This is a genomic window from Ensifer sp. NM-2, assembly GCF_003024455.1.
GTDB lineage: Bacteria > Pseudomonadota > Alphaproteobacteria > Rhizobiales > Rhizobiaceae > Ensifer > Ensifer canadensis.
In genome coordinates this window covers 203,069-225,909 of record NZ_PVZR01000006.1, presented here as the reverse complement: position 1 = coordinate 225,909, position 22,841 = coordinate 203,069, and the positions used below count along the sequence as shown (strand labels likewise).

Sequence of the window (22,841 nt, the reverse complement as noted above, 5' to 3'; positions counted from 1 at the left end):
CCGGCCACGCCTGACCGAGCGTCGCGTGCGGAACATCCGGCCGCCGCACACGTTGCCGCTGGTGACCTTGGCCTTTGCTGGTGTACCATGGTGGTTTCTGAACGGAGGGTTGCGACATGCTGCGATGGCTTGTACTTGCCGCCGCGACCACGTCCCTGGCCGGTGTTGCGCAAGCGGATGAAGGTGCGTTCCTGAAGTCGCTGCAGGGCAGTTGGACGGGCGGAGGGACGGTCAGAATCCGCACCTATATGTCGCCCGTCAATGTTTCCTGCAACTTCGATTCCCAATCCCAAGGGTTGGCACTCTCAATGGAAGGCGTCTGTCGCGGATTGATCCTGATTTCAAAATCGATTGATGCCCAACTGAAGTTCAGTGGCACGAAATACAGCGGATCCTACCTGGGTCCGCGCGGCGGACGGGCGGGCCTGAGCGGCAGCCGTCGCGGCGACGCCATCAATCTCACCATTCGCTGGGCAAAGGAAGTCAACGGCGACCGCAGCGCCAACCTGACGCTACAGAAGATCGGCGCCAACGGCATGCGGCTGACCACCGTCGACGTCGACCCCGCATCCGGCGACAAGGTCGTCACCAGCGAGATCAACCTGCGCCGCAAGTGACGCCTTTTCAGCGCGCGCCTATCGTTTTCCGGCCTGAAAATTGCGCTGGTATGTAGCGCTCAACAGTGATTCCGCCGCGGTGGACGCCGCCATCGGATCGCGCGCTTCAATGGCGTCGACGATCGCTTCGTGCATCTTCAACGAGTGCTGCAATCCGCCAAACGTCCTGAGTGTCCGGGGAATGCTGATCGTCAGTGCGGTGCGGATCACCGACGAGACAGGCAAGAGAAAGCGATTGCGCGCCGCCTGGATGATTTCCAGATGGAATTCGATGTCGGCTTCGATGGCGGCGGAAACTGTCGCGTGGTCTTCGGTCATCCGGGAATAGGCCGCGCGGATGCGCACGAGTTCGTCCGCCGATCCTCGGCGGGCAGCAAGGCCCGCTGCCATCGGCTCTATCGCCAGGCGGATTTCAAACAGTTCTTCAGCCAGTTGCTGCTGATCCTCCGCCCCCTCATGCCAGGAGAGCACCACCGGATCGAGCGTGTTCCAATGCTCCGGTGCGCGGACACGGGTGCCCAGGCGCGGCTTGGCCTCGATGAACCCCTTGGTCGAGAGGATCTTCAGCGCTTCGCGCAAAGTCGTCCGGCTAACGCGCAGATTGCCCAGCATCTCGGATTCCTTGGGCAGGATGTCGCCGGGTTTAAGTTCGCCAAGCGCGATGCGCCGGCCGATCTCCGCCGCGATCTGCGCGGGCAGCCCGCGGTCACCGATCGTAAATGTCGTCATCAGCCGTCCGTTTCCGAAATCCCGGCGCGCATTCTGGCGCGATTCGACCCCTTGCTACCATAGCCGTTGCCACGCCCCAACACGGCCAAGCCAGGTTGAGCCTGGGCGAAGGCGGTTACACTTCGCCGAGACGACCAAGCTCGCCCGCAAAACGCCGAACCATTGCCAATCCTGTCTCGGTCGGGCGCAGCGCAGGCGCGCGATCGAAGACGGGCAGGCCGGCACGTTCGCCGAAGAGACGCTTGCCGTAGCACATCAGGTTCTCGATCCCCTGCATGGTGAACACCACCGCCGGCAAGATATCGCGATAGGCGGCTTCCGCCTCCTCGTCCCAGCCGTCACGATAGAATTCATAGGCCCTCACCGCATGGTCGATGCAATCGGGCGCAAGGATGAAGCCGCGGCATCCGGCACGCAGGTTATCGATGAGTTCAAGACCGGCGCGACCGTTGAAAACGGGCAGGCGGCCCTCTGTGACCTCGATCAGTGTGGCGATATCAACCACCGGCCCCTCGCCCTTGATGAGGGTAATGTTTGGATGCTGGCGGACCAGCTCGGCGATGTCGGTCGCCGTCAGCCCTCTGCCCATGAAGGCTGGCGCATTCTGGATTGCGACGGGCACGTCGATCGCATCGGCGACGCGACCAAAGAAACGGATATATTCCTGGGCCGAGAACTGGCCGACGATCGGCGGCTGCAGGATCAACCAGTCAGCACCGGCGCCAACGGCATGGCGCGCCTGGCGCACCTGCTCTTCGACCGACGGGCCGAAGATGGTCAGAGCCACGGGCACGCGGCCGGCCGTGTCCTCGACCAGCCATTCCATCACGGCCATGCGTTCGGCCTCGCTCAACTTCGAGGCTTCGGTCGCAAGGCCAAGCGCTGCCATGCCGTGCACGCCGGCAACGAGACAGACTTCCGTCTGCCGACGCATCGCCTCGCGATCGAGCTTTTCGTCGTCATCAAACAGCGCGTAGAGGATGGCGTGGATGCCATGCAGGTCGGCAGGATCGAACCGAGACATCGTCGCTCCTCCTCAATGGCTCTCGCGCGGCACGGCGTGCCCGCGACAACCGACAAGGAAATCAAGATCGGCGCCGCGATCGGCCTGCATCACGCGCTCGACATAAAGGCCCTGGTAGCCACCGGGCATGGCGATTTCCGGTGGTGTCCATTCCTCCCGCCGGCGCGCTAGCTCCGCCTCGTCGACATCGAGGTGCAGCCGGCGCCCGGCCACGTCGAGTTCAATCCAGTCGCCGTCCTTGACCAGCGCCAAGGCACCACCGACCGCAGCCTCCGGCGCGACGTGCAGAACGACAGTACCGAAGGCGGTGCCCGACATGCGAGCGTCGGAGATGCGCACCATGTCGCGCACGCCCTTCTTCAGCAGCTTTTGCGGCAGCGCCATGTTGCCCACCTCGGCCATCCCGGGATAGCCCTTGGGGCCGCAATTCTTCAGAACCATGATCGATGTCTCGTCGATAGCGAGGTCGGGATCGTCGATACGCTGCTTGTAGTGATCGATCGTTTCGAAGACGACCGCGCGGCCGCGATGCTGCATCAGGGCCGGGGTCGCGGCGGAGGGCTTTAGGATCGCCCCCTGCGGCGCCAGATTGCCCTTCAAGACGGCAATCCCGCCCTGCTGCGTCAACGCCACGTCGCGCGGCAGGATGACATTGGGATTGTAATTCTCCGCATCCGCAATGTTTGCGCCGACGCTTTGGCCGGTAACCGTCGGGTTGTCGAGATCGAGCAGATCGGCGATTTCCTTCATGACGGCGGGAAGACCGCCGGCGTAACAGAAATCCTCCATCAGGAACGTGCCTGAAGGCATGAGGTTGAGGATCGTCGGGACATCCCGGCCAAATCGGTCCCAATCTTCGAGCGTCAGTTCGGTTCCCACCCGTCCGGCAATCGCCAGCAGATGAACGACGGCATTGGTCGAACCACCGATAGCGCCGTTGACGCGGATGGCATTGGCAAAAGCTTCGCGCGTCAGGATGTGCGACGGGCGCAAGTCCTCGACCACCATCGCGACGATCCGCCTGCCGGAAAGCCGCGCCAGGCGCGCGCGGTGCGCATCGACGGCAGGATAGGCGGCGTTGCCGGGCAGAGCCAAGCCCAATGCTTCTGCCATCGACGCCATGGTCGAAGCGGTGCCCATGGTCATGCAATGGCCAGGCGAACGCGACATGGCGCTTTCGGCTGCCATGAATTCGGCCGGCGTCATGACACCGGCGCGCACATCCTCGGAGAATTTCCAGACATCGGTGCCCGAGCCGATGGTCCTGCCCTTGAGCCGCCCGTTCAGCATAGGTCCGCCTGAGACGACGATCGCCGGCAGATCGCAGGATGCCGCTCCCATGACGAGGGATGGCGTGGTCTTGTCGCAGCCGGCCATCAGCACGACACCGTCGATCGGGTTGCCGCGGATTGCCTCCTCCACATCCATGGACGCAAGGTTGCGAAAGAGCATGGCGGTCGGACGCAGGTTGGACTCGCCGCAGGAAAAGACCGGAAACTCCAGCGGCAGGCCGCCCGCCTCCAGCACGCCCGCCTTGATATGTTCGATCAGGCCGCGAAAATGAGCGTTGCACGGCGTGAGTTCGGAAAAGGTATTGCAGATGCCGATCACCGGGCGACCGTCAAAGGCGTCATCCGGCAGGCCGTTGTTCTTCATCCAGCTGCGATGAATGAAGGCATCCTTATCGAGCCCCCCGAACCAATGCTGCGATCTCAGTTTTCTCGACACGTTCAGCTCTCCCTACGTACCCTGCCATGTGTTGGCCGACGGGCATTTTTATTTCTCATATAATCGGAGTTATTCGCGGTCAAGCATCTACCACGCACAATTGCCCGTGCCCACCAGCCTATGCGGGAGTGGGCGGGCACATCGCAGAAGATGAAATGACGTCTCGAGATCGCGGGCGAAACCGGTCACGGGGGGCAAAGCGTGCCGCCCCCTGGCCGCACGAACGGCAGGCGCCGCACCACCGCGGCGATGCACGGCGGACAGCTATCGGGGCATGGCGGCGTGACTTGGCTTAAGGATGATGCAAAACGCTCAGTCCACCGTCGACGGTCAGGCAGGTGGCGTTGATGAAGGTGCACTCGTCCGACACCAGGAAGAGTGCGGCGCGAGCGATTTCATCCGCCGTGGCGATGCGGCCGCCGGGGTGCAGCTTCATCGTTTCCGCCTCGGCGGCGACCGGGTCCGGGAAGCTGTTCCAGTATTCGACCGCCTTCTGGGTCAGCACGTATCCAGGCGCAAGGGCATTCACCCGGATGCCTCTGGAGGCATATTCGATGCCGAGCGACTTGGTCATGCCGAGAAGCGCATGTTTCGCCACGGGATAGGGAAACGTATGCGGTATGATCGTGAAGGCATGTGTCGAGGCGATGTTGAGAATGACCCCACCGCCCGCCTCGATCATACCGGGCAGAACGGCGCGGCTACAGTTCCAGGCGCCCTTGAGATTGACATCAAAGCAGCGCTGCCAGTCGGCATCGGTCGTTGCTAGCGGCTCTGAAAAGACATTGATGCCGGCATTGTTGACCAGCGCATTCGGCCTACCGATCGTCTTTTCGGCCTGGCGGATGGCCTCGGCAATCGCATCGGCATCGGTGATATCTGCCGTCGTCGAGGCAAGCGTGCCGCCTTCCGCCGCAAGCCGGGCCGTCTCCTTTTCGAGCAGCGGCCCGTCGCGATCGATCAGAAAGAGGCTGGCGCCTTCCTTCAGGAACGCTTCGGCCATGGCAAGACCAATGCCCTGGGCTGCCCCTGTAATGACAATGCGTTTTCCAGCGAGCCGCTTGCTCATATTTTCTGCCTCCCTCGACTGATGATCCCGCGCAACCGTCACCACTCGGCGACGCTGCCGTCCTCATGGCGCCAGATCGGATTGCGCCAGCGATGGCCCTCCTTGGCGCGCTCGATGACATAGGCCTCGTCGACCTCGACGCCGAGGCCCGGACCCTGCGGGATCGAGACAAAACCGTCCTCATAGTGGAAGACGTCCTTGTTCGAGACATAGTCGAGAATATCGTTGGCCTCGTTGTAATGAATGCCGAGGCTCTGCTCCTGGATGAAGGCGTTGTAGCTGACGGCATCGATCTGCAGGCAGGCGGCAAGCGCGATCGGCCCGAGCGGGCAATGCGGCGCCAGCGCCACGTCATAGGCCTCGGCCATGGCGGCGATCTTGCGGCATTCGGTGATGCCGCCGGCATGGGAGAGATCGGGCTGGATGATGTCGACATAGCCGTCCGCAAGCACCGACTTGAAGTCCCAGCGCGAATAGAGCCGCTCACCGAGCGCGATCGGCGTAGAGCAATGGTTGGCGATTTCCTTCAGCGCCTCGCGGTTTTCCGAAAGCACCGGCTCCTCGATGAACATCAGCTTGAACTGCTCGAGTTCCTTGGCGAGCACCTTGGCCATCGGCCGGTGCACCCGGCCGTGAAAGTCGACGCCGATGCCGATATTCGGGCCGATCGCATCGCGGATGATGCCGATCGTCTCCACCGCCTTGTCAATCTTCTCGTTGGTGTCGACGATCTGCAGTTCCTCGCAACCGTTAAGCTTGATCGCCTTGAAACCGCGCGCCACCACATCCTTGGCGTTGCGGGCGACATCGCTCGGGCGGTCGCCGCCGATCCAGGAATACACCTTGATCTTGTCGCGGCACTGCCCGCCGAGCAGCGAGTGCACCGGCTGGCCCAGCGCCTTGCCCTTGATGTCCCAAAGCGCCTGGTCGATGCCGGCAAGCGCGCTCATGTGAATGGCGCCACCGCGGTAGAAGCCGCCGCGATACATTACGTTCCAATGATCCTCGATCAGGAACGGGTCCTTGCCGACGAGATAGTCGGCAAGCTCGTGCACCGCAGCCTCGACCGTCAGCGCCCGTCCCTCGACGACAGGCTCCCCCCAGCCGACGATACCTTCGTCGGTCTCCACCTTGAGAAACAGCCAGCGCGGTGGAACGATATAGGTGGTGAGCTTGGTGATCTTCATGAGCTGAGGTCCAGTTCGGTGGGGATGGCTTGTCACGACCGAGCCCAAAGCGAGCTCACCGCGACCGGGATTTCAGAGGGTGGGTTTCGCAGGGCTGTGTTGCTTGACCGCGGTTGCCAGATCGCGCGCGGCAAGATCGAGCATGCGGATCGAGCAGTCGCGGGCCGCTGACTTGTCGCGCATGCGCAGCGCTTCGACCAGTTCGCGATGGACGTCGATCGCTTCGTCGCGCCGCTCGGCGGCTTCGTTCGATGCATGCAGCGAAAACTTGAGCGCCGCCTGGATGATGCCCACAAGCTGCAGGAAGACCTGATTATGGCTGGCCCTTAGCAGGCAGGTGTGGAACGCCACGTCAGCGTCGGTGAAGCCGGCAATATCGCTCTCGCCGTCACGCATCGCCTGCCAGGCTCGCTCGAGATCGGCGATTTCCTGGACCGTCGCACGCTCGGCGGCGAATTCGGCGGCAACCGGCTCGATCGCCCGGCGCGCTTCCAGGATGCAATTCAACAGGTCGAATTCGAAGATGCGTTCGCCGATCCATTCGAGCACCTGGGCATCGAGAATGTTCCACTCGTCCTTGCCGCAAACGACGGTGCCGACCCGCGAACGGCCACGCACCATGCCCTTTGATTCGAGGATCTTCAGCGATTCCCGGATAACGGTCCGGCTGACGCCATAACGCTCGCACAGATCGTTTTCGCGCGGCAGATAGGAGCCGACAGGAAAGATATCGGCGCAGATGTCGGAAGCGATGGTGCGCGTCACGTTCTTCTGGACGCGCGGCCGGCGCTGCACCTGCATCTCCGCTGCGCCCTGCGGCTCCTGACCTTCCATCTGCATCTCCACCCATGCCTTCGTATCTGCCGACGCTTTTATCCCAGATCACCTTCCCTCGCGACAGGGATCCAAGGAGCGTATCGACAATTATTATACATCACTACCTCATTCATCATACAAAGGCAATTGACGGATATGATGATTCATCATACACAAATGGCAACTGCAGGAGGCAGTTCACCAGGGAGAGAAATCATGCGCTTCTTCAAGGCCGCCATTTTGGCCGGCACCGTCGCCGTATTCGCCGCAACCTCGGCCTTCGCCGCCGACGTCAAGATCGGCTTCATCGTCAAGCAGCCCGAGGAACCGTGGTTCCAGGACGAATGGAAGTTCGCCGACGTCGCTGCCAAGGAAAAGGGCTTCACGCTGGTCAAGATCGGCGCGGAAGATGGCGAAAAGGTTCAGTCCGCGATCGACAATCTCGGCGCACAAGGCGCGCAGGGTTTCATCATCTGCACGCCTGACGTCAAACTCGGCCCGGGCATCATCGCCAAGGCGGCCGCCAACGATCTCAAAATGATCACGGTCGACGACCGCCTGGTCAACGCCGACGGCAGCCCGATCGAAGACGTGCCGCATATGGGCATCTCGGCCACCAAGATCGGCGAAGCCGTCGGCCAGTCGATCGTCGACGAGATCAAGAAGCGCGGCTGGGACATGAAGGACGTCGGCGCGATCCGCGTATCCTACGACCAGTTGCCGACGGCCGTCGACCGTGTCGAAGGCGCACTGTCAGTGCTGAAGGCAAACGGCTTCCCGGAAGCAAACATCTTCGACGCTCCGCAGGCCAAGACCGATACCGAAGCCGCACTCAACGCCTCAACCGTCGTTCTCAACAAGAATGCCGGCATCAAGAAGTGGGTCGCCGTCGGCCTCAATGACGAAGCGGTTCTCGGCGCCGTGCGCGCCACCGAAACCGTCGGCATTGCACCCGATAGCATGATCGGCGTCGGCATCGGCGGCGCGGACTCGGCCATCAACGAGTTCAAGAAGCCCGCAGCAACCGGCTTCTACGGCACCGTGATCATCTCGCCGAAGCGCCACGGCTATGAGACCGCACTCAACATGTACGAGTGGGTCGCCAACGGCAAGGAGCCGGAAAAGCTGACGCTGACGGCCGGCCAGATCGCGCTGCGCGATAACTATGAAGCTGTTCGCAAGGACCTCGGCATCGAATAATCGTCGTCTTCGATGACTTTGAGCCCGGCGGTTCGACACCGCCGGGCGCCCCATTCCCGGAGCGTCGCAGATGCAAGACTTCCTCGAATTCCGATCCATCTCCAAGGGCTACCCTGGCGTTCAAGCGCTGTCGAACGTCTCTTTCTCGGTGAAAAAGGGCGCGGTTCACGGCCTGATGGGCGAAAACGGCGCCGGCAAGTCGACGCTCATCCGCGTTCTCTCCGGCGACCAGTCCGCCGACACCGGCGAAATCCTGATCGACGGCGAGCCGCAGCACTACCGCTCGGTGCGCGACGCCTTTCATGCAGGCGTCATCGTCATCCACCAGGAATTGCAGCTCGTCCCGGAACTGACGGTCGCCGAAAACCTCTGGCTCGGGCGCTTTCCGAGCAAGGCCGGCGTCATCGATCGCCAGCAGCTGACCGGGGTCGTTTCAAAGAAGCTTGCCGAGATCGGCATCGATGTCGATCCGGCCATCAAGGTCGCCTCGCTTTCGATCGGCGAGCGGCAGATGGTCGAAATCGCCAAGGCGGTGATGCTCGACGCGCGCGTCATCGCGCTTGATGAGCCGACCTCGTCGCTGTCCTCGCGAGAAAGCGAGATCCTCTTTACCCTCATCGATCGCCTGCGCGCCAACGGCACGGTCATTCTCTACGTTTCCCACCGCCTCGATGAGATCTTCCGCCTCTGCGACAGCCTGACGGTGCTGCGCGACGGGAAACTCGCCGCCCATCATCCCGAAATCTCGAAGGTGACGCGCGACCAGATCATTTCGGAAATGGTCGGCCGCGAGATCGCCAATATCTGGGGCTGGCGCGAGCGCAGCCTCGGTGAAGAGCGGCTGCGCGTCGAGAGCATTTCGGGAGCGAAACTTCGCCAACCCTTGAGCTTCTCCGTCAGGCGAGGCGAGATCCTCGGCTTCTTCGGCCTGATCGGCGCCGGCCGCAGCGAAATGGCCCGCCTCGTCTATGGCGCCGATGCCCGCAACGGCGGTTCGGTGTCGGTTGATGGCGTCACGATCCAGGCTGACAGCCCACCCCATTCCATCCGGTCGGGCATCGTGCTCTGCCCGGAAGACCGCAAGTTCGATGGCATCGTCCAGGGACGATCGATCGAAGAGAACATGACGATCTCCTCACGTCGCCATTTCTCGCCCTTCGGCCTTATCAACCCTGCGAAAGAAGGCGCGCTTGCCGACAAGTTCATCGCCAAGCTTCGCGTGCGTACACCGTCGCGCCGCCAGGACATCATCAATCTGTCGGGCGGCAATCAGCAAAAGGTCATCCTCGGCCGCTGGCTGTCCGAAGAGGGCGTCAAGGTGCTTGTTATCGACGAGCCGACACGCGGCATCGATGTCGGTGCAAAGTCGGAAATCTACGAAATTCTCTACGAGCTCGCCGCCGAGGGCATGGCGATCGTGGTGATCTCCAGCGAACTGCCTGAGGTCATGGGCATCGCCGACCGCATCATGGTCATGTGCGAGGGCCGCGTCGCCGCCGACATTCCCAGAGCCGAGTTCGACGAGCGGCGCATTCTCGCCGCCGCCCTGCCGGACGTTCAAAACTTAAACACTCCTTCTCACGCACAGGTACGGTGACGATGACCTCCTTGAAAAAACTCCTTCTTGGCGAACAGGGCCTCGTCGTCATTTTCGCACTCGCCTTCGCCGTCGTGTCGCTGACGGTCCCCAACTTCCTGACCGAGCGAAACATGCTCGGCCTGCTGCAGTCGGTCGTCACCATTGGCATTGTCGCCTGCACCATGATGTTCTGCCTTGCCTCGCGCGACTTCGACCTTTCGGTCGGCTCGACCGTTGCCTTCTCCGGCATGGTCGCGGTCATGGCCTCAAATGCGACCGGATCGATCCTGCTCGGCCTGGTCGCGGCCCTGGTGTGCGGCGGTCTCGTCGGAACGGTCAACGGCGTCGTCATCGCCCGTTTCCGCATCAACGCGCTGATCACGACGCTTGCCACCATGCAGATCGTGCGTGGCCTGGCGCTCATCGCATCGGACGGCCGCGCCGTCGGCATCAACGATCCGAGCTTCTACCAACTGGCCCTTTCGCGCTTCCTTGGCATCCCGACGCCGATCTGGGTCATGGCGCTGTTCTTCGTCGCCTTCGGCTTTTTGCTGAACCGCACCGTCTTCGGCAAGAACACGCTGGCAATCGGCGGCAATCCCGAAGCGTCGCGCCTAGCCGGCGTCGACGTTGCGCGCATGCGCATCTGGATCTTCGCGCTGCAGGGTCTCGTCTGCGCCGTCGCCGGCGTGTTGCTGGCGTCGCGCATCACCTCGGGCCAGCCGAATGCGGCGACCGGCCTCGAACTTTCGGTTATCTCCGCCTGCGTGCTCGGCGGCGTCTCGCTTGCCGGCGGACGGGCGGCGATGACCGGCGTCATCGTCGGCGTGCTGATCATGGGCATTGCGGAAAACGTCATGAACCTGCTCAACATCCAGGCCTTCTACCAGTATGTCGTGCGCGGCTTCATCCTGCTGCTGGCCGTTCTGCTCGACAACCTGCGCTCGTCCGCCGTTGGCCGACGCGTCTAGCAGCCGCATGTCCTCGGACGTCCTGCCGCTTAGCAATGGAGAGCTTTTGATCGAATTGAGCCGCTTCGGCGGCTCGATCCTGTCCGGTTCCTATTGCGGCGTGCCGATCTTCCGATCCACGCCAACCGGCGGGCTTGCCTCGCAGCACCACGGTCAGGAGGCGAGCTTTCCGCTCGTTCCCTTCGGCAACCGGTTGGAGGGGAACAGCTTCACCTTCTCAGGCAATCGCTTCGTCCTAGCTCCCAACGCCATCGACCCCTGTTACCTGCATGGCGACGGTTGGCTGGCGGCATGGCAGGTCGTCTCGCACAGCGAAACCGAAGCATGCCTGCGCTATGTGCACGAGGCAGTTGCCCCCAATCCCTATGCCTATGAAGCCGTTCAGCGTTTCACTGTTGAAGATGACCGCCTGACCGTCACGCTTTCCGTCACCAACAGGTCGGGCTTCGCTCTGCCCATCGGCCTCGGCCACCATCCCTTCTTCCCGAGAACCGCCGGCACACGGCTGATCGCGAAGGCCGAACGGTTCTGGACGGAAAGAGAAGGTCACCTGCCCGACCGGCCCGGGCCGATACCGCACACTCTTGAGTTCGAGCGGGGCAATCTCTTGCCACGCCGATGGCTGAACAACGCCTATGAGGGATGGGACGGCAAGGCCGTGATCGAGTGGCCGGAACACGACCTCTACCTTGAAATCGACGCTCAGCCGGTCTTCGGTCATTTCATGCTCTATTCGCCTGCAGACGCAGACTTCTTTTGCTTCGAACCGATGACGCACCTGCCGAACGGCCATCACCTTGCCGGTCTCGGCGGTCTGACAATCGTCGAACACGGGCAAAGCCTGACCGGTATGCTGACCTTCTCCCCGCGCCCGATCTCATCCCTAAAAGACCTTGAATAGGAACAGGTTGCGGGCAAAGCTGAACCGTAGTTTCAAACGATGAAGCACCGCACGTCATCGTTTCATCTCTCGAACCGATTTCGAGCCTATGCCGCCGCGAGCGACGACGCGTCGAAATCTGCGGCCCATTGCACGGCCGGCCGCGCGGCGCAGCGCTCGATCCAGGCTTTGACGGCGGGCACATTCGGCGTTGCTTCCGGGAACCATGCAAACGGCGAATAGAGCAGCAAGTCGGCAGCCGAGAACTGCTCGCCCATCAGATAGGGGCTTGCCGTGAGCGCCGTCTCGAGTTGACGCGCCATCTCGACGGAACTGCGGAACGTGAACTGCAGATAGGGATGCGAGAGCCCCGCCGCCTCGACGATCAGCACCGGCTCGACCACGCCCGCGTACCAGGCAAGCCAGCTCAGATAACGGCCGCGCTTGGCATCGCCGGGAAGCGGCGCCAGTTTCTTGGCGGGGAAAAGATCGGTCAGGTACTGAATGATGGCGATGCTTTCCCAGATGACGACGCCATCATGCACCAGCAGCGGCACCTTGCCCTCCGGGTGCGGATTTTTCGGGTCCTTGGCCCCGCTGCCGTCGCCGCGGGTGATGCCGACGATTTCGATGTTCACCTTGTCAAGCGCATCCAGTTCGCGAAGCAATGTGATGATGCGCGAGGAGCGGGAGCGCGGGGCGTGATAGAGCGTCAACATGGAAAGTCCTCGGATTGCGGTTTCTGTCTGGGCTCTTTATAAAACAACCCAACTGCCAATTTTCGTCAGTAGGCTCATGGCGCGCAGCGATCGTTTGTTTCGTCTTCTCCAGGCGCTTCGCAGCCTGCCGCCGCCGGTGACGGCCGCCCGGCTGGCCGAGGAAACCGGCGTGTCGCAGCGCTCGCTCTACCGCGATATCGACAGCCTGCGCGCCGCCGGTGCCGTCATCGACGGCGAGCGCGGTTTTGGTTATCGCCTCACCGAAGATATCGCCCTCCCGCCCCAGACGTTCACCCGCCTTGAAATCGAAGCCCTCGTGCTGGGTCTGGCCGAAGTTCGCCACATGGGCGAACCCGAGCTTGCGCGGGCTGCCGAAGCCGTACTTTCGAAGATAACGGCCACCCTGCCCGACCGACTGCAGCAGCAGACGATCCATGCCGTCTCGCAGGTTCACCGTTTCGAGCACAGGCAGGCGCCGGATATCAACGTCGGGCTGCTTCGCGAGGCCTGCTGGCAGGAGCGGGCAATCGTCATCGACTATATCGACGCCGGGGGCCAGCACAGCGAAAGGCGCGTGCTGCCGCTCGGCATCGTCTATCTCGAAAATGTGCTGGTGCTGCTCGGCTGGTGCTGCCTGCGTGAGGACTTCCGCAAGTTTCGTATCGATCGCATCGCCGAGATAAGGCCGACGGACGAAAATTTCCGGCCGCGGCGCGTGCCAATGCTGCGCGAGTTCATTGCCCGCATGAATGCCGGCGCAACGGACACGGCGCCGGCCCACCTCATGGGATAGGCCGACGCCGCAAACCGTTCAGTTCAATGCTGCTTGAGCGCGGATCAGAAGTCCGGCGCTACGCCGAAGACGAACTCCACCTGCTCGCCCGACATGTTGTAATATTGGTGATCGGTACCGGCCGGAATATAGAACCCGTCGCGCGGATTGAGCTCGAACCAGGCCTGGCCTTCCGCGTCGGGCACGTGAATGTTGAGCGTTCCCGAAACGACGTAGAGGCATTCATCGCCCTTGTGGCGTTCGACGCCGGTGCGCTTGCCGGCCAGCAGCGTCGTCTTTCCGACAGTCAGCTGATCGGTGGCGCAATAAAGGCCGGTAAAGGCGCCTTGCGTCGCCTGGTCCAGGCTCCACAGCAGATCGGCATCGCGCATCGGATGGATGGTGCGCGCGTCGCGGTGGGCTTGCGCCTCCATCGGCCAGCGGCCGAAAAACTCGCTCTGGCTGTAACGCGACTGAGCAAGCTCGAGATAGGGCTTGGTGCGGGCATAGGGACCGGACGTGCCCTTTGCCGGCGGTGGCGCAAAGAACTCCAGCACCCGGACCTGGTCATTGCCGAGGTTGAAGCCGTGATGCCAGGTGTCCTTGCGGAAGAACAGCGCCTCGCCCTTTTGCGCAATGCAGAATTCGCCTGTTTCAGGATTGGCAAGGCCGAGCTTGCCGCTCAGCACATAAAGCACTTCATCGGCACCGAAGATCGTCCTGAAAGCGTCGGTATGCTTGAAGCAGCCACCGGGCTGCATGCCGAAGACGATCTGATGGATGCTGTCGGTAGAAGCATAGATCCAGTCGTCGACGAGGCCGGCATTCTCCTCGCCCCAGAGGTGCCGGGTGACGCCGGCATAGGGGATATGGCTGGCGCGGTCGAATACGGGACGCGGTGAAGGCTTGTAGCCCATCGGTAACTCCTTGGCTGCGAGCGCGTCGATGCGCGCTATTTTCAGTTTGAGGGCGCACGCGTCCGCTCGATCAGGCGGGCGGTGACCTTGCGCTTCATTTCCGGGTCGAGATGCATGACGTTGAAAACCTCCGCCATCCACAGGCCCTCGACGGCAAGGCGGATGATCGTGGCGTCGACCGGATCCAGACCGTCTTCTTCGACCGCCGCCTGGCAACGAATGTTCTGCTGGCGCACGATCTCAAGCAGGTCGGGAAAGTTGGAGAGCGCCGCCGTGATGCTGGCGCCGAGGCGGTCGTATTGCTCGCCGGTACTTGCGGCTTCCCCAAGCGTCGCGCCGACATAGGCTCGTGTGTAGCGGCCGTGCGGATCCTCGTCCTCATGCTCGATGCCGGCAAGACCGGTCTCGAAGCGGTAGACGAACCGTTCGACCATGGCGCGCACAAGGGCGTCCTTGCTGGCGAAATGATAGAGGATGCCGCCCTTGCTCAGGCCCGTCTGCTCCGCGACCTCGTCGAAGGTGAGCGAGGAAACGCCCTTGCCCACGACGATCGCCTCGGCGGCAGTCAAAATACGGTCCCGTGCGCTTTCACGTTTTGCCATGTCGGTACAATCCAGTGTTGAAAAATCTGCGCACGCTATATCCCTGAACTCTCGCGCAGGCTATCGACGATCTCGGCCATCAGCGCCAGATCGTTGCGTGAATCGTCGAGCGTGGTTTTCGGCTGCGTGCCCTTGACCAGATGATCGTGGAAGGCGCGCAATTCGAGCGCGAAGGGGTCGGTATAATCAGGACCGAAGACCCTTGTCTCCGTCTCGGTGTCGGTCGAATCGATCACCTCCAGCGAGGTCGGCAGGTTGCGGATATAGGGCGTGTCGTAGCTGACACGCAGTTGCCGCCGGTCGGACAGCACCTCGATGCGCGCGTCGAAGCGGGCAACGTTGTCGATCATCGCCTCGTAGATCGCGGTGAAATGGCCATAGTCGAAAAGCGCGACGATGGATTCCCCATTGGCCTTGTGATGGGCCGCGATCACCCGCTTCGGCAGCCCGATCAGTTCGCGCATCGCCGAAAGGCTGTGGGACGACAGCCCGGTCAGGACCTGATAGGCGCGCATGAGGTCGGCGGGCGCATCCTCCCCGACGACCTGCTTCAGGAGCGCCGACGTCTGCGCGCGGGATTCGGCGAGGAACGCGGCGTCTAGATCGTTGGGGTAGAAGATATTGCGGGTCTGTTTGATGAAGAACGGGCCCTCGCAGATGATATCGCGCACGCGGACGTAACGGAGCTCTTCCGGCTTCGGCATCATTGCCTTGGCGCGAAGGAAGCTCGGCGAATAGCGGCGCATGTAGGCGACGAACAGCAGCTTGTCGGTGGCCTTGGCGAGCGGCGCGACCGCGTCGATCTCACCGAGCGTGAGGCAGGCCGGCTTTTCCAGGAAGACATGCTTGCCGGCTTTGAGCGCCAGTTCGAGATAGAAGCTGTGCGTCTGGTCCGGCGTCAAAATGAAAACGGCATCGATGTCGGGGGAAGAGGCGAGCGCCTCTGCCGTCTCGAACGGCTTTGCACCGGGGTAGCGCGCCGAACAATAGGCCGTCAGGCTCGGCGAGACGTCGTAGACGCCAGCAATTTCAAACAGGTTCCGGTGATCCGAAAGGATCGGCAGATGCATGAGCTGGCTGACTTCGCCAAGCCCGATCAAACCAACGCGAACGACACGCATGAAAGCAACCTTTCCGCCTCACGAACGAGGCAACAATTCAACCTTTGACCGCACCGGCCGTCAGGCCGGAGACGATATGTTTCTGGAAGATGAGAGCGAGGATGACCAATGGCACGGTGACGATCGTCGATGCCGCCATGATCGCGCCATAGGGGAATTCGTACCGGCTGGAACCCGAGATCAAGGCGATCGCCACCGGCACGGTGCGGTTATCGTCCGTCAGGATGAAGGTCAGCGCGAACATGAACTCGTTCCACGAGGCGATGAAGGCCAGCAGTCCAGTCGAGATCAGTGCCGGCCCCATCATCGGCAGGAAGATGCAGCGCACGATCCGCAAGGGCGAGCAGCCGTCCATGATCGCCGCCTCCTCGATCTGTTTCGGCAGATCGCGCATGAACGTGGTCAGCACCCAGATGTTGAACGGCAGCGTGAAGATCATGTAGGAGAAGATCAGCGAACCGACCGTGTTGTAGAGCCCGAGCCAGCGGATCATCTCGAACAGGCCGGACAGAAGCGCGATCTGCGGGAACATCGAGACCGCGAGCACCAGCAGCATGATCGGCGAACGACCGCGAAAGTCGATCCGGCCGAGCGCATAGGCGGCCGCAATCGCCAGCATCAGCGAGAGTGCGACGACCGAGAAAGCGACGACCAGCGAATTCAAGAGGCTGCGCAGGAATACGCCGTCCGACAGGATCGCAGCATAGTTGTTGAATTTCAGGTCCGGGAAGAACGTCACGTCGAAGATCGCCTGACCTGATTTCAGCGATGAGGCGATCATCCAGTAGAACGGAAACAGCGTATAGAGCGCGACGACGCCGAAGAGGCTGTATATCGCGATCCTGTGCAGGCGTTTGCGGGCGTTGCTTCTGACCATGTCAAACTCCCAGCAGACGGCGGTTGAGACGGAAGACGGTGACGTAGATCGCTGTCACGACGGCGATCATCAGGAAGACGGCGGTACTAGCAGCCGAGCCCACCCCCATGTCCTGGAAATTGACGAGGACCTCGCGGGCATAGATCGACACCGTCTTGGTGTCGTCGCTGTTGGAGGAAAGCACGAAGCTCAGGTCGAACATGCGCAGCGCATCGAGCAGGCGAAAGAGCACGGCAACTGCAATGCTTGGCGCCAGCAGCGGCAGCGTCAGCGAGGTGAACTGCTTCCATGCCGGCACGCCGTCGATCGCCGCCACCTCGTAGATGCCGCGCGGCAGCATCTGCAGGCCTGCCAGGATCAAAAGCACCATGAAGGGCGTGGTGATCCAGACATCGACGGCGATGATCACCGGCATGACCAGCGAGGCATTGGCGGTCCAGGCGATGCCGCTTTCGATGAAACCGGCCATCTTCAGCACGTGGTTCACGATGCCGAACTGGTCGTGCAGCATCCACTGCCACATGCGGGCGCTGACCACGACCGGGATCGACCAGGGGATCAGGATGATCGCCCGCATGGCGCCGCGCCCGGCGATGTGGGAGTTGAGAAGGAGCGCGATCGTCAGCCCGAGAACGGTCTCGATCGACACCGAAATGACGGTGAAATACAGCGTATTGCGGACGGATTGCCACCACAGCGGATCTTCGAACAGCGCCCGATAGTTGTCGAAGCCGATGTAACTGTAGAAGTCCGGCTCCGTCAGCAGCGCGTCGGTGAAGGAAAAGACAAAGGTGCGCCCGAGCGGCCAGAGGGCGACGGCGGTCAGCACCAGCAGGCTCGGCGCCAGAAACCACCAGGCGGTGCGGGCGCGGGCCTGCCGCAATCCGAGAGATCTTATTACTGCCCCTGACGTCATCGTCTCAAGCCTCCGCGGCACGAAGCGCGCTTTCGTCGACCCCGAACAGATGCGCCTTCGACTGCATCCAGCCGATGGTGATGTCGGCATTCGGCCGGAGATCCGGCTTGCCCTGCACCTTCATCACCAGCATCTGGCCATCGCCGACACGCGCGTGCACCAACGCCTCGCCACCGAGTGGTTCGACAAGCAGCACCTGCGCCGGGATCTGCACCTCGCCATCGCCAAGGATCAGATCCTCGGGCCGCAGGCCGATGCTGATCTCGCCGTCATAGTCGATACGGCCGAGCGCATGGGTGACCCCCATGACCTCCAGACGGCTCGCGCTTGTCTCGCGGCGCAGGGTGCCCGGCAGAAAATTCATCCGCGGCGCGCCGATGAAGCTGGCGACGAATTTGCTCGCCGGCCGCTCATAAAGTTCCATCGGCGTGCCGACCTGGGCAATCCGGCCGTCCTTCAGGACGACGATGCGATCGGCAAGCGTCATTGCCTCGAGCTGGTCGTGGGTGACATAGACGGTGGTGGCCTTGAGCTCGCGGTGAATACGCGCGATTTCGACGCGCATTTCCATGCGCAGATCGGCATCTAGGTTGGAGAGCGGCTCGTCGAAGAGAAAGAGCTTTTGCGAACGCACCAGCGCACGGCCGATGGCGACCCGCTGCTGCTGCCCGCCGGAGAGCTGGGCGGGTCGACGGTGCAGCAGATGTTCGATCTTGAGAAAGCGCGCGACCTTGCTGACCCGCTCCTTGATTTCGCCGGCGCCCAGTCGCGCTGTCTCCAGCGCGAAGCCGAGGTTGCGCTCGACGCTCATGTGCGGATAGAGCGCGTAGGACTGGAACACCATGGCGATGCCGCGCTCGGCCGGCGGCGTTTCGTTCATGCGCCTGCCGCCGATCTGCAGTTCGCCGTCGGAAATCTCCTCGAGCCCGGCAATCATCCGCAGCAAGGTCGACTTGCCGCAGCCCGACGGGCCGACGAACACCACGAACTCTCCTTCGCCAACCTTCAGGTTGACTTTGTCGATCACGGTCAGCGCGCCGAAGCGCTTGACGACATCGGTTAGGTCAATTCCACTCATATGCGCACCGCCTGTTTGCGAGCTTTGTTTGCAAGCGCCGCCACGCCGACCGCGCAGGCCGTGTCGCCAAGGACGCTTCTGATAATGGGAAGATCCCGGGCGCCATCGGCCCAGATGAATGGGCGCGTCAGGCTAGCAAGGCGCTCGTTGACCGAAGGGTCGCCGCCGATACCGCCGCCAAGGATCAGGATTTCAGGGTCGAGTGTGTTGACGAGCTGCCCGAGATAGGAGGCAAGCGACAAAAGCGCGTCACCGACCATCGTGGCCGCCCTCGGATCGTGTGCTTCCGCTTCGAAGAGCTGCAGCGCGGTCGTCCCCGGACGGTCGATGAGTTTGCCGTAGCGCTCGCCGAGCGCCTTGCCGCTGGCGAATAGCTCAAGATTGTGGCGTACCTGAAGGTCCTGATCTTCGCCGCCAAACGCCACGAGGTCGCTACCGGAAAAATGGATGGCAAAGCCGCGGGCGCCGGCATAGGGGGTGCCGCCGATCACCAGCGAATGCGACAGGCCGGTCGAAATCGTCACATAAACGAAGGGATCCGCATCGACGCCAGCTCCGATCCAGCCTTCGGCGTAGGCCGCGGCCCGTACATCGCTGTCGATATGAACAACACCGAAGCGGCTGAGATGCTGGCGGTAGTCGAGATCGCGCCAATCGAAATTCCAGGCCGATGCCGGTTCGCCGGCGCCGGTCACGAGTTCCGGCAGGCAAAGGCCGAGGCCTGCGGTATCGAGCTTGCGTGCGCTGCTTTCGGCCTCCATGGCCTCGGCGAGCACCCCGACCAGTTCGAGGACTGCACGGCCGCCTTGCTGGCAGGGCGTCGCGGCCGTGCGCTCAGTGATAACGGCACCGTCGGCCAGACGCACGAGGCAAGCCTTGGTCTTCGTCCCGCCGACATCGATGCCGATCGCGTGCTGGCTCACGGGCGCGCTCCCAATCGACCGGCCGCCGCGGCATCGATGTGCAATTCGGCGGCCCGGCATTCGGCGGCAATCGTCGCCGGCCAAGTGGCGTCATAGGCCGTGGCGCCGCTCATGCGTTCGCAGGCGTGGCGTTTGCCCTCGCCCCAGGCGATCATCGCTACGGATTTCGACAGCTCCGCAATCGAGGCGATACCGATGGTCACGCCATGCGACGGTACTTCGTCGATGCCGCGAAAGTCGGGGAAGGTCGCGAGATTGTCGCGCCGCGTCTGCTCGGCTAGAGCGACCACCCGCGTCCGGCTATCGCGCGCCGAGCCTGGCGGGTTGAACGCGATGTGACCGTCGCCGGCGCCGGAAGCGAGCAGAAAAAGATCGATGCCGCCGACAGCGGCGATGCGGGCATCATAGTCGTCGGGATTGCTTGGGTCCGGCATCCAGAAGTTTGCCCGTGGAATGCGAAACTCGGCAGGTAGCGCCGCGTTGATCCGCCCGACGATCTCACGCTCGCCGAACCCGCGGCAGGAGAAATGCACCGATGAAGGCGGTGGCGTCAGACGGTCGCCGCCGCTGGCCTGCAAGTATTCGTCCATCATGACGATGACCAGCCGCGAGCAATTGATCGGCTCAACCTTCAGCCGCCGGCCGATCGCCTCGTAGACCGGCATGGGGCTGCGCCCACCCGGACAGCCGAGCACATAAGCACGGCCTTCGGAACCTCGCGCCCGGATGCCATCGACGATCCGCTCCGCCAGATGCTCTCCGATCGATAGCGGCGTATCGTGGACCTCGACCTTCATGCCTTTGCCCGCTCAGCCAAAAGCTCGGAAACGAAGCGGAAATTCCGTTCGGCGATGGTTTCCGGCGTGTCGGGATGGCCGCGCGCAAGATCCTGCTCGACCACGAGCGGGCCATCGTAGCCCGTCTGCCGCAGCGCATCGACGAAAGCGGCAATGTCGACGACGCCGCGATCGAGGTCGGTCATGATGACCTCTTCGAAGGCGCGGTCGCTGTGGATGCCTTCGGCCAGAACCCGTTCGCGATAGGCGCCATCGACGTTCTTCAGGTGGATGGCGTTGATCCGATCCCGGTGACGGACAAGGAAATCAGTCGGATCGGCCTTCCAATAGGCGTGGTGACCGGTATCGAGGCAGAGCCCGACAAGGCCTGGCTCCGTCTCGGCAAGCAGGCGCTCGATCTGCGGCTCAAGCTCGACGCAGGTGCCCACATGCGGGTGAAAGCTGAACTCCAGCCCATGCGAGCGGGCGATGCGTGCAGCGCCCGTGGTTTGCTCGACGACGGAGCGCCAGCCTGCTTCATCGACCACGCCCATCCTGTCCTTCGGATAGAACTCCGACTCGTCCATCAGGATGAAATGCGTCGCGCCGACCTCAGACAGCAGCCGACAGATCGCTTGCGTCTTTTCCTTAAGGACCGGCCAGGAGGCGGGATCGGCGAGTGTGTGGACATGGGCCGCCGCGACGACCGAAAGGCCGCGGCTGCCAAGCTCGGATGAAAGCACCTCTGGATCCGTGGCAAAGAAGCCGTAGGGTCCAAGTTCGGTGTGCCGGTAACCGGCCGCCTTGATGCGGTCGAGATAGTCGGTCCAGTTGATTTCGTTGCCTTCGGGCCAGTAAACGCCCCAGCAGCACGGTGCTATCGCAATGTTCACGGGTGATGTCCTCGATCGGTGGGAAATAGGCGGGGGCTTACCAGCCCCGCGCCTTTAGACGTTCCAGGTCGCTCGCAACCTTCGCCAGGGCATCGTCCGCGCTTTCCTTGCCGCTCAGCACATTGTGCACGCCATTGAAGATCCGCTGGGACACCCGGTTGTAGGACGCGCCCGTGACCTGCGACGGACGCGAGGCGCTTTCGGCATATGCCTTCTCGGCAAACTGCAGCGAAGGATTGGCCGCCAGAACGTCCTTGTCTTCGTAGAGCGCCTTCAGCGTCGGGCTATAGGCCTGGAGCGCGCGGCGCTTCTGTTCCTTGGCGCCGGTGAGATAGCGCACCAGGCTGACGGCGGCGTCTACATCGTCGGCGTATTTCGACACACCGAGAAGACCCGCCCCGTAACATCCGCTCGACTTGCCGCCTTCAGCCCCAACCGGAAGCGCCATGACGCCGACCTTACCGCGCAGCGACGATCCGTCGGCCTGCGTCGTGCCCCAGACATAGCTCCAATTGCGATGGAAAACCGAGTTCCCGGCTTCGAACACGCCGCGCGAGCCTTCTTCGTCGTAGTTCAACACGCCTTCCGGGCTGATCCCGCCGATCCAGGATCGGGCAATATCGAGCGCTTCGGCCGCCTTCGGATTGTTGGCTGTGATCTCGCCCTCGGGCGAAATGAAGGTTCCGCCGCCGTAGGATGCCACCCATTCGAGCGCGTCGCAGGTCAGCCCTTCATAGGCTCGCCCCTGCCAGACATAGCCCCACATGTCGGGACTGCCTGATGCCCGCTCCTTGTCCTGGATGAGCTTCGCCGTCTCGGTGAGCTCCCGCCAGGTCTTCGGCTCGGCCTTGCCGTACTTCTCCAGAAGGTCCTTGCGATAGAACATCAGGCCGGCGTCGACGAACCACGGCATTGCCAGCAGCTGGCCATTGATGGTCGCGTCGGCAAGAGACGATTCAAAATGGCTGGAAACTTCGTCGGCAGGCACCTTCTGCCGGAGATCGACGAGGTGCGACGCGAGCGTGCCGACCCAGATATTGTCGAGGGTCAAGACATCAACGTCGCCGGACTTTCCGGCGAGCAGCTGCTGGTAGAGCGGCAGCGCCTCGCCCCAATTGGCCGGCATCTTGTTGATCTTGACAGTATTGCCGGTTTCCTTGGCCCAGGCCTCGGAGGCCGACTGGCAGAGCTCGAGCTCCGCGCCGGCCGAGCTGCAGAAAATCGATACTTCGGCCGCAGCCGCTGGAAATGCGGCAAACGCCGCGGTGGCCAAGGCGGCCGCTTTCACACACTTCGTCCAATGCATTCTCGTCTCCTCCCCAGAAAACGCTTTGCCTCGATCAGTGATGACAAATTACTATACCGTCCAGACGGTACAGTAAAGTGGGGAGAACGAGAATTTCACAGGAACGTTGGCGGCCCGGCAGCAAACCGCCAGCCTATGACC

Annotated in this window: 23 protein-coding genes; 6 read left to right on the top strand and 17 right to left on the bottom strand. The window is 62.5% G+C overall.

Annotated features, from left to right (window positions below; genetic code table 11):
- Positions 1-116 precede the first annotated feature (116 nt).
- Positions 117-617 carry a hypothetical protein gene (locus C6558_RS14775; RefSeq protein ID WP_057209795.1) on the top strand — a complete coding sequence of 167 codons (501 nt, stop codon included), beginning with the start codon at positions 117-119 and terminating at the stop codon, positions 615-617.
- 18 nt (positions 618-635) lie between these two features.
- Here the strand turns inward: C6558_RS14775 and C6558_RS14770 are convergent, their stop codons facing one another.
- From C6558_RS14770 to C6558_RS14745, 6 genes are all read right to left on the bottom strand, one after another.
- A complete protein-coding gene (locus C6558_RS14770; RefSeq protein ID WP_057209797.1) occupies positions 636-1,346 on the bottom strand; it encodes a FadR/GntR family transcriptional regulator in 711 nt (236 codons plus the stop codon).
- 115 nt (positions 1,347-1,461) lie between these two features.
- On the bottom strand, positions 1,462-2,370 hold the full coding sequence (locus tag C6558_RS14765; RefSeq protein WP_025429234.1) for a dihydrodipicolinate synthase family protein: 909 nt from the start codon (positions 2,368-2,370) through the stop codon (positions 1,462-1,464).
- 12 nt (positions 2,371-2,382) lie between these two features.
- On the bottom strand, positions 2,383-4,098 hold the full coding sequence (locus tag C6558_RS14760) for an IlvD/Edd family dehydratase (protein ID WP_199197031.1): 1,716 nt from the start codon (positions 4,096-4,098) through the stop codon (positions 2,383-2,385).
- Positions 4,099-4,390: 292 nt separating this feature from the next.
- Positions 4,391-5,167: an SDR family oxidoreductase gene (locus tag C6558_RS14755; protein WP_025429236.1), complete on the bottom strand. Its 777-nt coding sequence runs from the start codon at positions 5,165-5,167 to the stop codon at positions 4,391-4,393.
- 38 nt (positions 5,168-5,205) lie between these two features.
- Positions 5,206-6,354 carry a galactonate dehydratase gene (dgoD, locus tag C6558_RS14750; protein WP_025429237.1) on the bottom strand — a complete coding sequence of 383 codons (1,149 nt, stop codon included), beginning with the start codon at positions 6,352-6,354 and terminating at the stop codon, positions 5,206-5,208.
- Positions 6,355-6,426: 72 nt separating this feature from the next.
- Positions 6,427-7,188: a FadR/GntR family transcriptional regulator gene (locus C6558_RS14745; RefSeq protein WP_025429238.1), complete on the bottom strand. Its 762-nt coding sequence runs from the start codon at positions 7,186-7,188 to the stop codon at positions 6,427-6,429.
- A gap of 198 nt (positions 7,189-7,386) precedes the next feature.
- Here C6558_RS14745 and C6558_RS14740 point away from each other — a divergent pair, with 198 nt between their 5' ends.
- From C6558_RS14740 to C6558_RS14725, 4 genes are all read left to right on the top strand, one after another.
- A complete protein-coding gene (locus tag C6558_RS14740; protein ID WP_025429239.1) occupies positions 7,387-8,370 on the top strand; it encodes an arabinose ABC transporter substrate-binding protein in 984 nt (327 codons plus the stop codon).
- Between the two features lie 70 nt (positions 8,371-8,440).
- Positions 8,441-9,967: an L-arabinose ABC transporter ATP-binding protein AraG gene (gene araG, locus C6558_RS14735; protein ID WP_057209804.1), complete on the top strand. Its 1,527-nt coding sequence runs from the start codon at positions 8,441-8,443 to the stop codon at positions 9,965-9,967.
- A gap of 2 nt (positions 9,968-9,969) precedes the next feature.
- Positions 9,970-10,920, top strand: a complete 951-nt coding sequence (araH, locus tag C6558_RS14730; RefSeq protein ID WP_025429241.1) for an L-arabinose ABC transporter permease AraH — start codon at positions 9,970-9,972, stop codon at positions 10,918-10,920.
- Positions 10,841-11,821 carry an aldose 1-epimerase gene (locus C6558_RS14725; RefSeq protein ID WP_107027465.1) on the top strand — a complete coding sequence of 327 codons (981 nt, stop codon included), beginning with the start codon at positions 10,841-10,843 and terminating at the stop codon, positions 11,819-11,821. The genes araH and C6558_RS14725 overlap by 80 nt, the downstream gene beginning before the upstream one ends.
- Positions 11,822-11,907: 86 nt before the next feature.
- On the opposite strand, the gene C6558_RS14720 is transcribed toward C6558_RS14725, so the two are convergent.
- The gene (locus C6558_RS14720) at positions 11,908-12,519 is read right to left on the bottom strand and encodes a glutathione S-transferase family protein (RefSeq protein WP_057209809.1); all 612 of its coding nucleotides are present in this window, start codon (positions 12,517-12,519) and stop codon (positions 11,908-11,910) included.
- Positions 12,520-12,595: 76 nt separating this feature from the next.
- Here C6558_RS14720 and C6558_RS14715 point away from each other — a divergent pair, with 76 nt between their 5' ends.
- Positions 12,596-13,312 (top strand): YafY family protein, encoded by a 717-nt coding sequence (locus tag C6558_RS14715; protein ID WP_107027464.1) that lies wholly within the window; start codon positions 12,596-12,598, stop codon positions 13,310-13,312.
- A 44-nt stretch (positions 13,313-13,356) separates the two neighbouring features.
- Here C6558_RS14715 and C6558_RS14710 read toward each other — a convergent pair whose 3' ends face one another.
- From C6558_RS14710 to C6558_RS14665, 10 genes are read right to left on the bottom strand one after another with little or no spacing between them, the layout of a single operon-like run.
- A complete protein-coding gene (locus C6558_RS14710; protein ID WP_107027463.1) occupies positions 13,357-14,208 on the bottom strand; it encodes a cupin domain-containing protein in 852 nt (283 codons plus the stop codon).
- Positions 14,209-14,249: 41 nt separating this feature from the next.
- Positions 14,250-14,810: a TetR/AcrR family transcriptional regulator gene (locus C6558_RS14705; protein ID WP_063963348.1), complete on the bottom strand. Its 561-nt coding sequence runs from the start codon at positions 14,808-14,810 to the stop codon at positions 14,250-14,252.
- A gap of 35 nt (positions 14,811-14,845) precedes the next feature.
- Positions 14,846-15,931, bottom strand: a complete 1,086-nt coding sequence (locus C6558_RS14700; RefSeq protein WP_107027462.1) for a Gfo/Idh/MocA family protein — start codon at positions 15,929-15,931, stop codon at positions 14,846-14,848.
- 37 nt (positions 15,932-15,968) lie between these two features.
- Entirely contained in the window at positions 15,969-16,808 is an 840-nt protein-coding gene (locus tag C6558_RS14695; RefSeq protein ID WP_107027461.1) for a carbohydrate ABC transporter permease, read from the bottom strand.
- Position 16,809: 1 nt separating this feature from the next.
- Positions 16,810-17,724 carry a carbohydrate ABC transporter permease gene (locus tag C6558_RS14690; protein WP_107027460.1) on the bottom strand — a complete coding sequence of 305 codons (915 nt, stop codon included), beginning with the start codon at positions 17,722-17,724 and terminating at the stop codon, positions 16,810-16,812.
- A gap of 4 nt (positions 17,725-17,728) precedes the next feature.
- A complete protein-coding gene (locus tag C6558_RS14685) occupies positions 17,729-18,802 on the bottom strand; it encodes an ABC transporter ATP-binding protein (protein ID WP_107027459.1) in 1,074 nt (357 codons plus the stop codon).
- Positions 18,799-19,725, bottom strand: coding sequence for an ROK family protein (locus tag C6558_RS14680; RefSeq protein ID WP_025429251.1), 927 nt, complete (start codon positions 19,723-19,725; stop codon positions 18,799-18,801). The genes C6558_RS14685 and C6558_RS14680 overlap by 4 nt, the downstream gene beginning before the upstream one ends.
- Positions 19,722-20,522: a hypothetical protein gene (locus tag C6558_RS14675; protein ID WP_107027458.1), complete on the bottom strand. Its 801-nt coding sequence runs from the start codon at positions 20,520-20,522 to the stop codon at positions 19,722-19,724. The genes C6558_RS14680 and C6558_RS14675 overlap by 4 nt, the downstream gene beginning before the upstream one ends.
- Entirely contained in the window at positions 20,519-21,394 is an 876-nt protein-coding gene (locus tag C6558_RS14670) for a sugar phosphate isomerase/epimerase (protein ID WP_158268938.1), read from the bottom strand. Before C6558_RS14670 ends, C6558_RS14675 begins: the two co-directional genes overlap by 4 nt.
- 37 nt (positions 21,395-21,431) lie before the next feature.
- The gene (locus C6558_RS14665; RefSeq protein WP_057209825.1) at positions 21,432-22,700 is read right to left on the bottom strand and encodes an ABC transporter substrate-binding protein; all 1,269 of its coding nucleotides are present in this window, start codon (positions 22,698-22,700) and stop codon (positions 21,432-21,434) included.
- Positions 22,701-22,841 lie beyond the last annotated feature (141 nt).

Excerpts from the sequence above, each read along its gene's own strand:
- C6558_RS14775 (WP_057209795.1), top strand. The coding sequence starts at position 117 with ATGCTGCGATGGCTTGTACTTGCCGCCGCGACCACGTCCCTGGCCGGT.
- C6558_RS14770 (WP_057209797.1), bottom strand. The coding sequence starts at position 1,346 with ATGACGACATTTACGATCGGTGACCGCGGGCTGCCCGCGCAGATCGCG.
- C6558_RS14765 (WP_025429234.1), bottom strand. The coding sequence starts at position 2,370 with ATGTCTCGGTTCGATCCTGCCGACCTGCATGGCATCCACGCCATCCTC.
- C6558_RS14755 (WP_025429236.1), bottom strand. The coding sequence starts at position 5,167 with ATGAGCAAGCGGCTCGCTGGAAAACGCATTGTCATTACAGGGGCAGCC.
- dgoD (WP_025429237.1), bottom strand. The coding sequence starts at position 6,354 with ATGAAGATCACCAAGCTCACCACCTATATCGTTCCACCGCGCTGGCTG.
- C6558_RS14745 (WP_025429238.1), bottom strand. The coding sequence starts at position 7,188 with ATGGAAGGTCAGGAGCCGCAGGGCGCAGCGGAGATGCAGGTGCAGCGC.
- C6558_RS14740 (WP_025429239.1), top strand. The coding sequence starts at position 7,387 with ATGCGCTTCTTCAAGGCCGCCATTTTGGCCGGCACCGTCGCCGTATTC.
- araG (WP_057209804.1), top strand. The coding sequence starts at position 8,441 with ATGCAAGACTTCCTCGAATTCCGATCCATCTCCAAGGGCTACCCTGGC.
- araH (WP_025429241.1), top strand. The coding sequence starts at position 9,970 with ATGACCTCCTTGAAAAAACTCCTTCTTGGCGAACAGGGCCTCGTCGTC.
- C6558_RS14725 (WP_107027465.1), top strand. The coding sequence starts at position 10,841 with ATGTCGTGCGCGGCTTCATCCTGCTGCTGGCCGTTCTGCTCGACAACC.
- C6558_RS14720 (WP_057209809.1), bottom strand. The coding sequence starts at position 12,519 with ATGTTGACGCTCTATCACGCCCCGCGCTCCCGCTCCTCGCGCATCATC.
- C6558_RS14715 (WP_107027464.1), top strand. The coding sequence starts at position 12,596 with ATGGCGCGCAGCGATCGTTTGTTTCGTCTTCTCCAGGCGCTTCGCAGC.
- C6558_RS14710 (WP_107027463.1), bottom strand. The coding sequence starts at position 14,208 with ATGGGCTACAAGCCTTCACCGCGTCCCGTATTCGACCGCGCCAGCCAT.
- C6558_RS14705 (WP_063963348.1), bottom strand. The coding sequence starts at position 14,810 with ATGGCAAAACGTGAAAGCGCACGGGACCGTATTTTGACTGCCGCCGAG.
- C6558_RS14700 (WP_107027462.1), bottom strand. The coding sequence starts at position 15,931 with ATGCGTGTCGTTCGCGTTGGTTTGATCGGGCTTGGCGAAGTCAGCCAG.
- C6558_RS14695 (WP_107027461.1), bottom strand. The coding sequence starts at position 16,808 with ATGGTCAGAAGCAACGCCCGCAAACGCCTGCACAGGATCGCGATATAC.
- C6558_RS14690 (WP_107027460.1), bottom strand. The coding sequence starts at position 17,724 with ATGACGTCAGGGGCAGTAATAAGATCTCTCGGATTGCGGCAGGCCCGC.
- C6558_RS14685 (WP_107027459.1), bottom strand. The coding sequence starts at position 18,802 with ATGAGTGGAATTGACCTAACCGATGTCGTCAAGCGCTTCGGCGCGCTG.
- C6558_RS14675 (WP_107027458.1), bottom strand. The coding sequence starts at position 20,522 with ATGAAGGTCGAGGTCCACGATACGCCGCTATCGATCGGAGAGCATCTG.
- C6558_RS14665 (WP_057209825.1), bottom strand. The coding sequence starts at position 22,700 with ATGCATTGGACGAAGTGTGTGAAAGCGGCCGCCTTGGCCACCGCGGCG.